This window comes from Sutcliffiella sp. FSL R7-0096 (assembly GCF_038595065.1).
GTDB lineage: Bacteria > Bacillota > Bacilli > Bacillales > Bacillaceae_I > Sutcliffiella_A.
Window position 1 is genome coordinate 4,503,111 of sequence record NZ_CP152003.1, and the last position, 15,525, is coordinate 4,518,635.

The 15,525-nt window shown below is 44.7% G+C and carries 13 protein-coding genes and 1 riboswitch; of the genes, 2 read left to right on the forward strand and 11 right to left on the reverse strand.

Annotated elements, in window-relative coordinates; translation table 11 throughout:
- Positions 1–63 precede the first annotated feature (63 nt).
- Complete coding sequence (locus tag MKY77_RS23075; RefSeq protein ID WP_339147947.1) at positions 64–5,832, reverse strand: pullulanase; 5,769 nt, start codon at positions 5,830–5,832, stop codon at positions 64–66.
- A gap of 381 nt (positions 5,833–6,213) precedes the next feature.
- Positions 6,214–6,307: riboswitch (cyclic di-GMP riboswitch) on the forward strand.
- A 41-nt stretch (positions 6,308–6,348) separates the two neighbouring features.
- On the opposite strand from MKY77_RS23075, the gene MKY77_RS23080 reads away from it, so the two are divergent.
- The gene (locus tag MKY77_RS23080) at positions 6,349–6,525 is read left to right on the forward strand and encodes a hypothetical protein (protein WP_339147948.1); all 177 of its coding nucleotides are present in this window, start codon (positions 6,349–6,351) and stop codon (positions 6,523–6,525) included.
- Between the two features lie 384 nt (positions 6,526–6,909).
- On the opposite strand, the gene MKY77_RS23085 is transcribed toward MKY77_RS23080, so the two are convergent.
- The 4 genes from MKY77_RS23085 to MKY77_RS23100 all read right to left on the reverse strand — a co-directional run bounded on the left by MKY77_RS23085 (position 6,910) and on the right by MKY77_RS23100 (position 9,418).
- The gene (locus MKY77_RS23085) at positions 6,910–7,335 is read right to left on the reverse strand and encodes a DUF4064 domain-containing protein (RefSeq protein ID WP_339147949.1); all 426 of its coding nucleotides are present in this window, start codon (positions 7,333–7,335) and stop codon (positions 6,910–6,912) included.
- A gap of 391 nt (positions 7,336–7,726) precedes the next feature.
- Complete coding sequence (locus tag MKY77_RS23090; RefSeq protein WP_342515533.1) at positions 7,727–8,005, reverse strand: hypothetical protein; 279 nt, start codon at positions 8,003–8,005, stop codon at positions 7,727–7,729.
- Positions 8,006–8,025: 20 nt separating this feature from the next.
- The gene (locus MKY77_RS23095; protein ID WP_339147950.1) at positions 8,026–8,412 is read right to left on the reverse strand and encodes a VOC family protein; all 387 of its coding nucleotides are present in this window, start codon (positions 8,410–8,412) and stop codon (positions 8,026–8,028) included.
- A gap of 451 nt (positions 8,413–8,863) precedes the next feature.
- Positions 8,864–9,418, reverse strand: coding sequence for a hypothetical protein (locus MKY77_RS23100; RefSeq protein WP_339147951.1), 555 nt, complete (start codon positions 9,416–9,418; stop codon positions 8,864–8,866).
- A gap of 186 nt (positions 9,419–9,604) precedes the next feature.
- On the opposite strand from MKY77_RS23100, the gene MKY77_RS23105 reads away from it, so the two are divergent.
- Positions 9,605–9,883 carry a hypothetical protein gene (locus tag MKY77_RS23105; protein ID WP_342515534.1) on the forward strand — a complete coding sequence of 93 codons (279 nt, stop codon included), beginning with the start codon at positions 9,605–9,607 and terminating at the stop codon, positions 9,881–9,883.
- Positions 9,884–9,952: 69 nt separating this feature from the next.
- Here the strand turns inward: MKY77_RS23105 and MKY77_RS23110 are convergent, their stop codons facing one another.
- From MKY77_RS23110 to MKY77_RS23135, 6 genes are all read right to left on the reverse strand, one after another.
- Complete coding sequence (locus MKY77_RS23110; RefSeq protein WP_339147953.1) at positions 9,953–10,699, reverse strand: hypothetical protein; 747 nt, start codon at positions 10,697–10,699, stop codon at positions 9,953–9,955.
- Positions 10,700–10,938: 239 nt separating this feature from the next.
- Positions 10,939–11,124 (reverse strand): hypothetical protein, encoded by a 186-nt coding sequence (locus MKY77_RS23115; protein ID WP_342515535.1) that lies wholly within the window; start codon positions 11,122–11,124, stop codon positions 10,939–10,941.
- A complete protein-coding gene (locus tag MKY77_RS23120) occupies positions 11,124–12,308 on the reverse strand; it encodes a phosphopentomutase (RefSeq protein WP_339147954.1) in 1,185 nt (394 codons plus the stop codon). Before MKY77_RS23120 ends, MKY77_RS23115 begins: the two co-directional genes overlap by 1 nt.
- Before the next feature lie 3 nt (positions 12,309–12,311).
- Positions 12,312–13,463 (reverse strand): YhfX family PLP-dependent enzyme, encoded by a 1,152-nt coding sequence (locus MKY77_RS23125; RefSeq protein WP_339147955.1) that lies wholly within the window; start codon positions 13,461–13,463, stop codon positions 12,312–12,314.
- Between the two features lie 18 nt (positions 13,464–13,481).
- Positions 13,482–14,591: an aminotransferase class V-fold PLP-dependent enzyme gene (locus tag MKY77_RS23130; protein ID WP_339147956.1), complete on the reverse strand. Its 1,110-nt coding sequence runs from the start codon at positions 14,589–14,591 to the stop codon at positions 13,482–13,484.
- Positions 14,588–15,514, reverse strand: coding sequence for a phosphotriesterase (locus MKY77_RS23135; protein WP_339147957.1), 927 nt, complete (start codon positions 15,512–15,514; stop codon positions 14,588–14,590). Before MKY77_RS23135 ends, MKY77_RS23130 begins: the two co-directional genes overlap by 4 nt.
- Positions 15,515–15,525: the final 11 nt, after the last annotated feature.

The following is a 15,525-nucleotide window of genomic DNA, read 5'->3' on the forward strand; positions in this document are numbered from 1 at the left end:
AGTGCCTTATAAAAATGAAAAAGTGTGGCGGGATATTCCCTTGCCACACTTTTTTCTATTTTATCAGGCTCTTTCTTTCAATTCCACTCTTCTTCTCCAAAAGAACAACACTCCACCAAAAACCAGCATTACCGTTCCAAGCAGCATATTATTATAAGAAGAAGTTGCTGTATAGGGAAGCTTGTTCCCCTTACCTGGGTTCTCCCCACCTTTACCCGGTGGTGTCTTATCGTTCTTGCCTTTTCCTTTTTCACTGCCTTTGCCAGGGTTCTCTCCACCTTTGCCTGGTGGTGTCCCCGGCTTGTTTCCATTTCCGTTGCCTGGAGGAGTGTTACCATCGCCATCACCGTCCCCAGGAGTTCCGTCCCCATCACCAGGGTCCATCCCTTCCTGCTCGCCAACGCGAATGACTACAGTCGTCAATGGTTCCATCGTTATGCCTTTTGCTGTCAGCTCAAAACCTGAAGGCGCTGATACTCCAGCCATACCAGCTTCATCCGCATCGACTACTACCACACCGTCCGTCAGATCCTGCTCTAACGTCAATGTTCTACTAGAAGTATCAGCATTCACGAATGTGTAATATTCCACACCAGCAGTCGACACGCTACGGTATGCAACAACCAGGTCTTGCTCCTTGATTTCAGGTGCCTTCACCATCGTTACGTTGGAATCTACCAACTCACGAGAGCCCAAGCGGAAGGCATCAGTTGAACGACGCAGCTCGATCAAGCCTTTCGTGTAGTCACGTGTCACATTGTTAACAGGGTATTTCTCAGCATCTGTCGCCTTTTCCCAATCAAAACGATTGATGATATCCGAGGAATCATAGGAATCGTGAATGAAATAAGGATAGACGAACGGGTTGCCTTCAGAATCTGTCATATACGTAGATTTGTATGGTGCCTCTGTTGCAGGTGCTCTCCATTGCTTCGTACGTCCAAACTCTTGTCCAGCATGCAAGAACGCCGTTCCTTGAGAAGTCAGTACCATTGCATTACCCACGCGGATACGCTTATGAATTTCCAAGTCGTTTTCCGCGATTTCCGGATCTTTTTTAATAGATTGTGCGATGACATCGTATAGCGTCAGGTTGTCATGCGCCTCAATGTATTGGACCACATCGCCTGGTTGATCCGCTTCAAAGTTATACGGCTGTGCTTTAATGTTATCGAAAATTTGTTGCACGTTGCGCGCGCCACCTGTGATGAATCGTGGCTGTCCTTCGCTTCCGAAGCCGGATTTCAGTTCGTTACGGAATTCGTCGGAGAAGCTTCCGACCGCTTCCGTATATTGCATCCATTGCTGATCAGCCGCTTGGACCGGTTCGCCTTCGTCACCGGCAAATGTTACCCAGCCTTCCCCGATCATCACGATATTCGGGTTCAATTTTTTCGCTTCGTCAAAAGCGATCTGAATACTTTCTGCATCATGGTCTCCCATCATGTCAAAACGGAATCCATCCACTTTGTACTCGTCGACCCAGTGCTTGATGGAATCCACCAGCACACGGCGGGACATTTCATGAGTCGTTCCTAGACGACCGCCCCCAAAGCTTGTTCTAGGCGTTCCATCAGCATCCATGAAGTGATAGTAGTTTGGTACAAGGTCCTCGAAAATGTGGACCTGTGCCGTATGGTTGAACACCACATCGAGTACCACACCCATGTCGCGCTTATGAATCTCGTTGATCAGATTCTTGAATTCTTTGATTCTCAGTTCCGGGTCCTCAGGATTCTCCGAGTACATACCGGATAAAGAGAAATAACTGTGCGGATCATAGCCCCAGTTATAGTTGGTGTTGGTAGAAGCATACTCCAGCATGCGCTCCCCAGACTCCAATTCATTGCTGAAGTAATAACTCATCACAGGCAACAATTGAATGTGAGTGACACCTAACTCCTGAATGTAATCCAGTTTTTCTACAAAAGAAGCAAATGTACCGAACTGGACTTTCAGGTCCTCGCCGATATTCGGGTCAGACGTGAAGTCACGTACATGCACTTCATAGATGATAGTATCTTCGCGCTTTTCAAAGCCTGGGATATCAGCATAATCAAGCTCTGGCCCAATGGAGCCGATGTCCACAATCGCCGCTTTTCCGATCTTTTCCCCCGCTTCGTTGTTCCATGCTGCCATTGATTTGGCATACGGATCTAAAGCAAGATTCGTTACATCACCATGTGTGATTTCATAGTGGTAATAGTAACCTTTCAAACTATCAAGGCCAGTATTACCCTTAGTTAGCTTTACAGACCAGACACCGCGGTCCCCTTTTGCCATTTTGATTGTGTCAACAATCTCGTTCTGGTCATCCTTGTCATAAACCACCACAGACACATTGTCCGCTTTTGGCGACCATATTTTTAATGTAGCCGTTCCATCTTCATGCAATTCCGCGCCAAGCTTGCCCTCATAGGCATACATTTCATCGATCAACTTCCAGCCGGATTTTACAGAAATGGTGCGGTCTCCATATGTCACGGTGAACGGAATTTTCTCCAAATCAAACTCGCCGTAGACATGGATCGTTTTTTCGCCTTCAATGGTCATGTCTGTAAAAGGCACATTGTTCCCATCTACATCCTTGATCTCTAATTGCTCTTTCAATTCATCCAAATCTAATCTATCTGTCTTGGTAAAAGTAAGACTAATCAACTTGTCTGACAAGACCTCCCCGGACACAAGCGCCAATGGCACCGTTCCGTATGGGTTCGTATAGACCTTATCCTCGCCTTCTTTTACAAAAAGTTGGTTGTATTGCTTCAGCATATCGAAACTCATATCTCCCGTTTGCGCCCCTGTTTGCTTATTTACAAATAGGAAGCCGATTTTGTTTGCATCTTCTTTAAGCTTGATGTCGTAGTAAGCACCGTATTTACCAATGCCTGCAGCATCTGCGGCACCGTTCGGCCAGCCATCAGATGGGGTCTCGACATCCTCCCAGTTCCATAAACCCCATCCGTCATAGTCGGCATTCGTTCTTTCATAATGAATGCGGACCGTGTTTTCCGGTAGGTTGGCAGGTTCATATAAAAATACTTCGTCAGAGCCCTGCTTGATCCATACTTCATTTAATTCTGGACTGAACAGCTCAACACCTTTGTCTCCGCCGTCCTTGTCCCCGTTTGTTCTGTTCAGTACAAGGAATCCGACGTTTTGCGCGCCTTCTGAAAGCTCAACATCGACATAAGCACCATAATCAGTTACATTGCCTGGTTCAAACGGTGTGCCACCTGATGGCCAGTTTTCAGAAGGGGCCGCCACGTCTCCCCAAAGCCATAGGCCAAGGTTTTCGTAGCTGTTGTCTGTGCGTTGATAATGGATTCGAAGAGTGTTTTCACCGATTTTCCCCGGTTCCGTTGGCTCTTCCTCTACAGGCGGTCCTGCTCCATCCACTTCAAGCAGAACAGTGCCCCCATCCTCCATTGCAGGTATGGTGAAGGTTACTTGCCCTTGATCATTTGCTTGGTACTCGTGACCAGAATAGTGGTCCGTCACCACTGCTTCGGAGGAACCAAAGTTCAGGGTAACATCTTTTGCAGTAGCTGCCGTATTCAACCCTACATAAACAGAATTCTCTCCATATGTGCGGGAGAAAACCAAGAATTTGTCGTTGTCAGATCCCGCTACCTTCTCACGGTCCCCTTTAGCAAACGTGTTCGGATTTTCGTTACGGAAGTCCAGAACTTTTTTATAATGCTCTAGAGTTTCATTGCCTTCCACGTCATCCCACGGCATATTCTGGCGATTGTCGTAATAAGGATAATTATTTTTACCAGGCAAGCCCAGCTCTTCTCCATAATAGATGACAGGCTGTCCTTTTGCCGTCAGTTGAAGGGACGCCGCTACCTGATACTTCCCGAGATCTCCCCCAACCAGCTCAAGGAATCGGTCCTCGTCATGACTTCCTAAAAACTGCCCTAGTGTTGATGTATTGTTCAACTTGCCGTTGCGGGCCTCCAGCTTTTGCTGGACCGCATCTAGTTGCCCGTTCACAAAATCACGTGCATAGTTCTTAAACTCAAAATCTAGTAAAGAATCCATCATCCCGCTGTTCAGGTAGCCTTGATCATCATTGACACTTGCACCCCACGCTTCCCCGATCAGCTTGTGCTCCGGCATTTCTTTTGTCAGAGCATTTTTGAACGCCATCCAAGTGGTGTCTTCCACATGTTTGACAGTGTCAACACGGAAATAATCAATGGTATTGCCTTTTGCCGTTCTAGACTTTTCGATCCAGTCCGTCTGCCATTGCACCACCTGCTCACGGACATCCGCATTTTCCGTTAGAAAATCCGGTAGGCCAGCCAACTCTCCGCGGATTGTATCCGAACCGCCATCTCGAAGCATTCCGTCGAATCGTGCACGGTCTTCGTCTGTCGGGAAGTTTGCGACACTGCTGTTGTCACCAGGTTTCAACCCGTAACCTGTGTGGTTCAATACGACATCGACCATGATTTTGATTCCGCGTTCATGGGCCTTGTCTATCATTTCATGGAAGTCATCCATGGAACCGAAATGCGGGTTCAATTTCCCGAAATTGTCCGCCCAATAGCCGTGGTAAGCATAATATGGCGTATCCGGTCCGTCGTTGTGTCGCACATCATATTTAATGTTATCGACAACCGGACTGATCCAGATCGTATTGATTCCAAGCTCGTCCAAGTAATCAAGTTTTTGCGTAATCCCCTTGAAATCCCCGCCTTGGTATGTACCAGACTTGCTTGTATCATAGCCAATTCCATGCGGATCATTGTTGGAAGAATCCCCATCAAAGAAACGGTCTGTCAGCATAAAATAAACAACCGACTGATCCCAATCGAAGTCCGCTTCTTCACCTGTATAAGTACGTGCCTGAATTTCTAATGTTGCAGACCCTTCGTAACGATTTCCGAATTCATCAATCGCTGTGATAGGCAAAGTTTTCACACCTGCTGTCACACTTTGCTTGACCGCGACCGTCAATTCATTCAGTGCAGGATCGATGGCCACCTTCTCTTTTCCGCCGATTTCTGATAGATTGATAGACATCTCACGGATTTTCGTCTCCGTTTCTGAGTGGATGTCCACCTTCACCACAGCATTTTGGTTATAATCAACCTTAGCCGGGGTAACTGAACCTGTCACTTTTAGATCTGACACCAAGTACTCCACAACGGATTTCCCATTCACTGTGTTATATGGATCCGTTACTTCCTTCGTTTCTCCATCCACTGTCACAAAATAAGTATATTCATGCTGTCCCGTAGGAAGGTCGTTTACTGTATAGGTAAAACGCTCCTTATCCGGCTCGGCATTCATTTCGTAATTTTCACCTAAAATGGATAGCTCGACTTTTTCGACCTTGTCCATTTCACCAGCTGCGTACAGGTCTTTATCACGGAAAAAGAAGTCTGCACTGCCGTCCGCGACAACAGGTGCGCTGCCATCAGGAAATTGCACGAATTTTTCCTGCTGACTTGTTACGTGCACTTTGGTGATGTCATCGATTTTGTTGACCGCTATCGAACGATCCCCATCAAAGTCCTTTTCTTCCCAATCCCCTTTGCGGACAATAAAACCAACTTTATCCGCATTTTCACTTACTGCAATGTCGGCATATGCAATGCCATCTTTAACCTCTGTAAAGTCTATCTGGTCATCCTTCACACCAGTCCCCCAGACCCACAGATTCCAGCCATCATATTTCCCATCAGGCCGTTCGTAACTGAATGCTATCCGCTTATCTCCCGTTGCGGCCACTGCTTTTGTTGGTAGATAGCCTGCAAACATGGAAACAACTAGTAGAACGGAAAGTAATACAGCCATTCCCCTTTGAAACCTTCTCATCGTGTCCCTGCCCCTTTCGTAATCTAAATCTCGACATCTTTGATAAAGACGAATTGCTTACTAATTTGCGGAAGCGCTTGCACATATTGTTAAGATCCACCGAGTTGCGAAACCGTTTGCACATAGTTGCACAAAAAGCAGTCCCACAACTATAAATCTACAGTATATGAAAACGCTACCATAATTCTACTTATAACATACTATGAATTCTGAAAATTTTCAATGGGTATTTTGGTTTGAGAGGATTGTGATCGCCAGCCATTTGGGTTAACCTTATTCATCCCTCAAATCCTACTTCGACAAAATATGACAATATGATTCTAAAGACCTATGTCATTACACCTCCTTAAAGACTACAATAGGAATGTACTTTTCATAAATCATGGAAAAAGGCAAAACTAGTGAAAGCTAGTGACGCAAAACTAAAGGGACTTCCGTTTGCTTTAAAAAGTGAACCAGTTAGCCAGTTACCCGCACCAACCTCCGTTGATTTATGAGTGAAAAGGAGGTCCTGCTATGAAGACCGTAAGAAACTTACAGTACTTCTGGCACTCTATGAGAGCCCACTATTACTCCGTCATTGCCAATGATTGTCTCGACAAGGGCATGAAACAGCAACTGGTGGAAAAAGCGGAATCCCATAGGCTAGAAGCCATTCAATGCAGAACGAAAATTCAAGATTTAACTTGTTAAATTTTGAGAAGCAGCTAAGATAAACAGATGAGAGAGGCCCTGGGAATTGTGGGCCTCTTTGTTTTTCTATTGATTGTTGTTTAAGGGACGAGCGTGTCAATTTGTTGGAGTTTGTGTCGAACGGCTCGTATATTCTGTTAATGGAAAATAAATTGGGCGTAACGGAAAGTATTTTGTGATTAATGGAAAGTATTTTTGGCTAACGGAAAATAAACTTCTTGTTCGGGGAAGATACCTCAAATAATAGGACATAATGGCGGAACATTCCAGGATGGAAGCTACTAAAAGGCCCTATGCTCTCAACAACCGAGCTTTATTTTACTCCATTCATAAAAAAACGGCAGAGAAGTCTCCTCCTCTGCCCTCTTGTTCGTCCATTCAATTTTAGATATGCTGTTCTGTCACTTTAGGTTTGCGTGCAAACGCCATGATACCCGCGATCAAGTAAAGAATTGCTGGAATGAATCCCAATCCAAATGTTCCGACTCCGATGACAAGTGCAGCCAAGATCAGCATGATTCCGGCAAGCACTGGCTTTTTGTTACCTTTGAGAGCGATAATTCCAATTACGCCAAGTATTAAAGAGAGAATTCCTACAGCGATCCAAGTTGGGCCTGCTAATGCCAACATGTCCATGAATGCTGCCATGTCCATTTCTTCCACCGCCGGGTCGGCTGCCATTTCTTCTTCCATCATCTGTGTAAATTCAGGACTGGACAGACCAAAATTCATCAATAATCCGAAAAGTGCTGTAATACCACTGATAATTACTGCGATAACAGTCATTACTATTTCTGCTGTACGTTTCATTCCTTGTTCCTCCTCTAGTTTATGTAGTTGTTTTATTGCTTTTGTAGTTTATACGGATAATAGCCAATGTTAGTTTCAAAAAACTCGAAAATTCGCGGCGGCAAAAATCCTATCAACAAGTATTTATTTTAACACGATGCCCATCAGGATAAAATAGTTAAATATTATCTTATTTTCCCATTAAATGAATCTGGTAAATAAACCCTTCCCTAATTTCATCCCTTCCTAATTTACATAAACCTACTTATTTCTGCTTATATTCGATAAAAATATTCAATAATCTAGCATTATCTTGCGGAAAATGTTGGATTTTTTGTTGTTTATATCATGTTAATAAAAGGTATTTTTCAACTATAGATGTTTAATCGGAAAATGACGACAAGGGGGAAGTTTAAATGAAAATTAAAGTGAAAAGCTGGAGAATGCTAACGGCACAGGATAAGATGTTTATTTTAAAGGCAGTCAGCCGCCAGTCGCAAGTAAAAGTTAGTGCGTAAGGAACGGATAGTCTGGTAAAGTGCAGGTCACTTCCAACTTCTTTCCTCTGGTATCTAGCTGCGTTACGCCAACCATAAAGCATAAGACCATCTTCTTCAACTTCTACTACATGACCTGTTTGATAAAGAGTAAGAATGCCAAGTGCCGGAAATAACATATCTGTACTTGGCATTTTTGTGATGACATTGAAATCTAATTTTCGTATAGTTCAATAGGCAAGCCATCCGGATCTTTAAAGAATGTGAACTTGCTGTTGGTGTGTTCGTCTATTCTTATCGGTTCGACCTTTACACCCTTTCTTTCCAGTTCCTCTACTGTCGCTACGATATCCGGAGTTCGAAATGCCAAATGCCGAAGACCCTGCGCTTCGGGGTAGCTTGGCCTAGTCGGTGCCTCCGGAAAAGAAAATAGTTCCAACTGAGTGCCATCGGGGAGGCTGAGATCCAGTTTATAGGAGTTCCGCTCCTCCCTATACACCTCACGGATTATAGGAAATCCCATCAGATTGGTGTAAAAATCTTTGGACTTTTCATAGTTGGAACAAATGATGGCGATATGGTGTATGCCCGTCAGATTCATTGGAGTGATCCCCCTTTTTTCTTACCTTATCAAAAACAAATAGAAAAGGACAGTTTTCACTGCCCTCCTTCGAGATGTAAAATCGTCTTCACACCCCCTTAAACCTTTTACAATCCACTAACAATGACCTTTGTCTCCGATGTTGATGCTTATTCCGAAGAGGTTGATGTTGAAATTGTTCTTGCATTTTTTGCAATGGTGCTTATCTTTGTGTTTCGGTTTGCAGTCCGTTTTATGGTCATTTTTTGAGCTAGCGTAGTAGTAGCATTTCATATGTTGTTGCACCTCCTTTTAAAGGTAGATGATTCAGAGACCCGTCTCTCTACCTTTTCTATTATTCTATGTAGTTTGCGGCGGGATGCATGGACTTGTGCCTTTATAGGTGTATTGAAATTAATAGATTAATAGTAAAAAGCAGAAGGGAGCCTCCCCCCTCCGCCTTCATGGAATGTTACCTGAACCTTGCTGCTTCAAATCGTGTACTGAAGTCAGGCGTATCGACTTCAATAATACCTGGTGTGGTACTAGTCAAAAATACTTCTACTAAATCACCTGCTTCCAATTGAAGGATTGTGTTGACGTTTATTGCATTCACATATCGGAATTGATCATCAATCTCTGCCCAATAGTCGTTATCGGCTGCAACACTTTCTCCATTCACATAAATCTGAACACGTACGCGGTATGGGATAGTGCCGTCATCTGCTATAAACGTCACCGTTCCAGCAACATAATAGACACCAGATCTGCGAGGGACAAATGTGGAGTTGTTAGAGTTGTAGATGTCACCGTTATCAAACTGCTCTTCCTGGAATAAAACTTTATAAAAGTCATTTGGTGTTTCAATTCTCTGCACTTCCGTATTCACTGCACGGAAAGCATCTGTTTCACGGTTGCCATCACCATTTCTGTCATCACATTTAATCTTGATGTTGATGTTAGTTTTACATTTTTGCACATGATTTGTCGTTTGGTTGTTGGGGCTGTATTTATAAAAGCATGCCAAAATTTCCACCTCCTTTTCTATCTATTTACTCTATTATTCTATGAATAGGAAGATAGATTGATTGGGTTGATTGGGGGGATAATCGCATATTTTTTGTCGTGCGAGGGTCGATCCGTTCATACCGATCATATTTCTCATGTTATCGCCATATATGTAGTGATGGGGTTATTCCATTTGGAGGTTACTATGTGGTTGATATTGATCGGAATTGCGTTTTTGTATTTTGTCGTGCAGGGGAATATTTTGGGGATCATTGTGGTGATATTGTTTACTGCTGTAGCACTACCAGGGATTGGTGGAAGAAAAACAATTGATCTAACGCAGTCCTCGCCTTTAGGGAAGGCTAAAAAGAAAGAGAAATATATAAAAGGTGACATTTATGGAATCTACACGGATCCGCTTGCCCTTCACCAACAACAGAAGGAACGAATGGAGCTAGAACGGAATGGAAGAGAGAGGATATAAAGGGAGAGCTCTTCCGCTACCACCACACCTTTATTAAGTAAGTGGCTAAGGAGCGGAAGAAATGCCCTTTTATTCTACTGGCACATATTTAAACGTATCGCTCGCATCAATGATCATGCCGTCGCTCAGCCAGACCACGTATTCTTTTACACCGAAGTCATTTCTATTGCTGATGATGGTGTTAACCTCGAGGCTACCATTTGACCCGTACACGACAAAGTTGCTTCCACTTGTGCCATTTGTCGTCACCTTGTACCTGCCAGAGGGAATATCAACACCAACGACGAAGTAGCCAGCAGGAAGAATTTTAGGAGCATCCTTCTTTTCCTTGATACCACCAACAATGGTGTCAAGCTCAGATTGTTTTACGGCAATCTCTTCTTTTAAAGAAGCAAGATCGGCATTCAAGCTCTCCAACTCAGCTTCTACTTCCTTTCTCCCCTCCGCTAACTCTTTTTCCAACTCGGCCTCGATATCTGAAAGCTTACCTTTTGTCTCGGTTAAGTCGTCCTCTATCTGTTCTTTGTCTTTGATAAGTGCTTCTGTAGCGCTCTTCTCATCTTGTAAGGTGGAAATCTCCTTTGCGACACCCTTCTTCTCCTCTTCCAGTGAAGTGATTTCTTCCTCTATATCAGCCTTCCGTTCATCGCGATCCGCTGCCATTGCTTCGATTTCTTGATCAATTGTACTTAGCTCTAATACTTTTTCATCCAGCGTTATCTTCGCCCCGCTAGAGCCAATCGCCGCACCAATAAAGAAAACCAATACAGCACCTAACACCAAACCAACAATCTTTAGAACTTTCTTCTTATCCAACTCGATTCCCCCATTCTATTGATGCGTGTTTCACCCGAGCTGTCCTACGGGGTAGCTACAAAATAAATTTCATATCATTATATGGGGGAATCTAAATGGTATTCTTCTTCCAATTTTATTTTATGAGATCAAATAGCATTCACTATTCTAATATACCCATCAATAAAAGTTGATTAATAAAGTATCATAAAAGGAGACCAGTCTATCAACTGCTTTTTTTCATTTAATCAAACGTTTGTTTAATTTAAACTATATTGAAATAGATTCAATAAGCATAGTGCCAATCCAGTGCTTCTATAAATAAACGCGTTTTCTTTATGCTTAGAAACAAGCGCATTTTCTTTAAAGTGAACTTTAATTGGGGACGGTGCTTTTTCTATTTCGCCATTCATCCAAAGAAGCAAAAGTACCGTCCCCACATCCATTACATCAACTTCAAAAAACTCTCCCCAAACTCCGGTTTTTCCACGTTAAGGTATTCTGCAATGGTCGCTGCAATGTCGGCCATGGTACTCCTTGTTCCTAGGTTGACTGGGGATAAACCGTTGCCCACCACGAGTATGGGGGTTTGTTCGCGGGTGTGATTGGAGTGGCCAATGGTTGGGTCGTTTCCATGGTCGGCGGTGATGATCAGTAACTCTTCTTTCTCTAAAGTGGGGATGAACGCAGCGAGAAACCGATCCACCTCTTCCAGGACTTCTTTATACCAATTGCTGTCTTCTTTGTGACCGGCAAGGTCTGTTTCCTGGACATTCACGAGGAAGAGGGACTCTTCTTTCGTTGAGTTATATTTGTCATGAAATTGACGTAACACCTCTTTTGTTTCGACCACACCGTCTGCATAGCCATCCGCCTGAATGACATCTGCCGTTTTTCCAATCCGGAAGACTGGCAGCCCCTTCTTCTCCGCAAGATATGCTAGTTGTTTGCTACTGTCTACCCCATAGCCTAGGTGCAGTACATGGTAGCCTGGGCCGTAGACCTTTGCGTTTGGTGAATCCACTCCCCATTGCCCCGTATTTTTTTCATGGACGGTGGAGAGGATGATTTCCGTTGAGGTGGTCGTATTGCCGAAGACGATGACCCTGCTTGTGTCTACATTGCTTCGCACCACTTTTCCAATCTCACAGGCATCCTCAAAAGTAATCTGGTTAAGGTCACATACCACGTTGATGATGTTACCGAGTTGAGATTCAAGATTGTCTCCAATCACCACGGATTTTTCCACTAGAAGGACAGGCACCCCTTCTAGTGGATACTCCACTTTATACTCGTTCGCTTCCAAAGCTGCCTTCAATCCAGGGGCAATATCCTTCATCAATCTCTCTTTAGGCCTGCCCGGTTTGCTTCCCATCAACTCCTGATGACCCATATAAGTATCTGCTCCATAATGGGCGAGGTTGCTTTTTCCATGTGCCGCAATTGGCTCACCAGTTCCATCCGCTAATTTTTCCAGTCCGAGCCGGTAAAGGTTGGGAATCTTCAAATCTACCGTTTCACGGATGCTTTTATACGTGTTCGCTTCCATATCCTCCGGTTTGACAGCCTTGCAATCTTCCATTGCTCCAACTCCAAAACCGTCCAGGATCAATAGTGTGACTTTCTTCATCGCTTACAGCCCCCTTTTCTGGAAATAAACAACTTCAGGGCTTGAGGTACGAACCCCTCGCACAAATGCCACATGGGCACGGGTAACAAAGATTTGGGTACGGAAAGCGTATACCACTGTATCCCCGACATTCATGTTCTCCTTTTTCTCAAGAGCCCCGTAATAGTCGATGTTCTCAGGCGAAACAAGTGCTGTTTGGGTACGTTGGGTGAGAAGCGCTGTTTCGTCCCTTCCATATAGAGCAGCTTCCATGTTACCTCTCGCATAAAATCCGCCGGCAATGGTATAGGCAAAGTCCTGGTCCATATGGGAGATTTCCGAGACGTATACCATGGATGGCACTTCTGCGAGGTCTTCCCTATACGCATGCAATGGAGTGGTACCTGTTATGGCGTGCCCAGGCTCTCCATGTGTCACACCGCTTTCCTTCAAAAGTGGCATTGTATAGCAGCTTGTGGCACTTGGGGCGTTCACCTGCAGGACTTCGAGATCATGCTGTTCCAAGATGGCTTTTGCTGTATTGAGCGTTTGGATATTGGAGGTGAAGACCATGTCATTCTTCTCTTCATTCAATTGAAAGACCGGAAAACTCGTTATCCCGATAATCCTTATCCCCGGTAGCGTGATAAGTCGCTTGATTTCATCATCAAGCTTTTCCAAAAGAAACCCGCCGAACTGACCTGGGAACACCTGATCAGAAGGTTTGATTACCCTCAAAATGACATCCTGCCTTATTCCAAGCTCTAAAGCGGCTTTTGATAACTGTTGTGCCCTTTCATAGGAAAATAACGTGACCACATCCGGTTGGAGCGCTTCAAGGACATACTTCCACTGGCTTTTGGATGGCTGGACAAGATGGCCGAGGTTTCCGATCCGGCAACCGCCGCTCTTTAGCATGGCCGCCTCATCAATATCCACTCCGACAGCTTTTTCCATCCCATTCTGTTCGATGATCTGACCAATAAATGGACTTCTCCCTATTTGTTTGGTCATATAATAGAGCGTTATACCATGATCGGAAGCGGAGCGTGAGAGTGCTTGGACATTTCCCTCGATCTGGTCGAGATCCAACACATAAGTATTGGCCGGAATATCGCCATTTCGATGAAGCAAGGTCGCGGTCCTCACCAGCTCCTCATTTCTTTTCAGTGTCATATCAAGAAACATCCCAGATCACCTCGCTGCCATGTTCCCAAGCACTTGGTTCAGGATACGGATGACCGTGCTTGCCGAGGATTTCATCGGATTGATTCGTAGACCATACTCTTTAAGCTCAGGCTGGCTTTCCAAAAAACTCCCCGAAACACGATAAATCATCGGTATCAGTTCAAAGCGAGATTCCGCTCCGACAGGGTAAGTAGCTGCACCGAAGTCTGAAGCTGCCTTGATCACCTCCTGAGCGATTGGCTGCTCAAGTTCCACGATGACATTTTTGGATTGCGAATTGGTGATATACACCTCTTTTACAAGAGGGACTTCACCTGAAGCGATTCTCTCCCTCAACTCCTCCACCTGCTCGTTTTGAGTAGCGAGCATCACCGGTGCAAAGACAAGGCTCCTTAACAGTTCATGTGCCTCAAACCCTTGCACCTGGCCTCCACCCGAGTAATTACGGTGATGAATCTGTTCCATTGCTTCTTTCTTACCCAAAAGAATGCCTATCCCCTGGGGCCCAAGCAGCTTGAAGCCGGAAAAAGTGGAATACTCCGCCCCATATTGAACTCCTATTTTAGGCATTTTCATCGCACAATAATTATCATCCACAACGATGGGAAGGTCTGGGCGTACTTCTTTTACAAGTTGGATGACTTCATCTAATCGATAGGTATCTGTTGGTTGCTGCCTTGCGTGCTGGACGTAAAAAACTCTGGAATCGTTATCAGAATTCAAGTGCGCGCGCAGCTTTTCCAAGTCATTGAAGTCCACTTGCTTTTGTTTTATTCCCATCATCCTGAATGTTTCCTTGGTTGTCATATAGACCGGTGCTGTATGAACGATGCAAGCATCACCAGGTTCCACCAGCTGGCTCAAGATAATCCGGATCGCTCCAGTCCCGCTCCCCCTGACCAATGCGCATGACTCCGCATCAAAGGTTCCAGCAAGGACCCGCTCCACCCGGGCGGTCACATAGGGACGGTTAAAAGCAGGGTGAAGTCCGACATCCCCCGTAAGGAAAAACTCATTGTCCTTAAATTCCCTAGTAATCTCGTCAATTAGACGGAACTGAAGTTGCTGGGCTTCTTTCAAAGTCAAATTCGGTAAAATGGACTGTTCATATCTCATAAGCTCGCCTCTTTTCGTATGCTGAATGCTTGCTGAGGGTTTTTGGTGAGAAACTTCTGAATCACGTTTTCATCCACCCCATTTTCCCTTAGACTTGGGATGAAGCTTCGGAGCACCACGTCATAACCTTGACCACCTTTTGCCCGCATATGGGAATTGCGTGTCAGATCACTTGATAGTAACAACTGGTTTTCATAGCCTTTTTCTAAAAATTTCATGAGTGATGCGAGGCGGTCTGCATCTGTCCGGTAGTTTTCCTTGCCGATTGTATCAAGTGCCACAAAAGCACCAGAAGCAAGCACCTCCAGAACGACCTCATCTTGTTCATTCAGGTCCTGGTGACCAATGATTACCTGATTCAGTGGGAGGCCTTCTTTTTCAAACAGTTCGATCTGCTCCAAGGCCATTGTTCCGAGTGTTGTATGAGTGGATAATGGAAGCTTCGTAACTTTTGCTGCTTCAATTGCGCCATGAAAAAGCTCTAGTTCAATCGGCTCAAACTTATTGAGACTGCTGCCAATTTCGCCAATGATACCTGGAAGTACATCCGTCCCATCCATTCCATGGGTAATTTCATCGATCATCCATTGGCGGAATTCATCCCGCGTGTAGCTTGTCCGATCCTCCGGGATAAAAGGGTCTTTATAACAGCCTGTACTTGCGACAATCTGCAAATCTAGCTCACGGCCTATTTGGAGAAGGGCAGGAATATTCCTGCCCATCCCATAATTGGTTACTTCAATAACGGCTTTTCCCCCGTGTGCTTTAAAGCTTCTAAGGTCTTCCGTTACAAGCCTCACATCTTGCAGGGCCGTATCCGGATCTCCTTTGATCCTGCTTAGGTCAATGCTTAAATGCTCATGACACGCACATACCCCCAACTCTTCCGGAGCAATCGGGCCATAGATGGTTTGAATATACATGTAGATCGTCT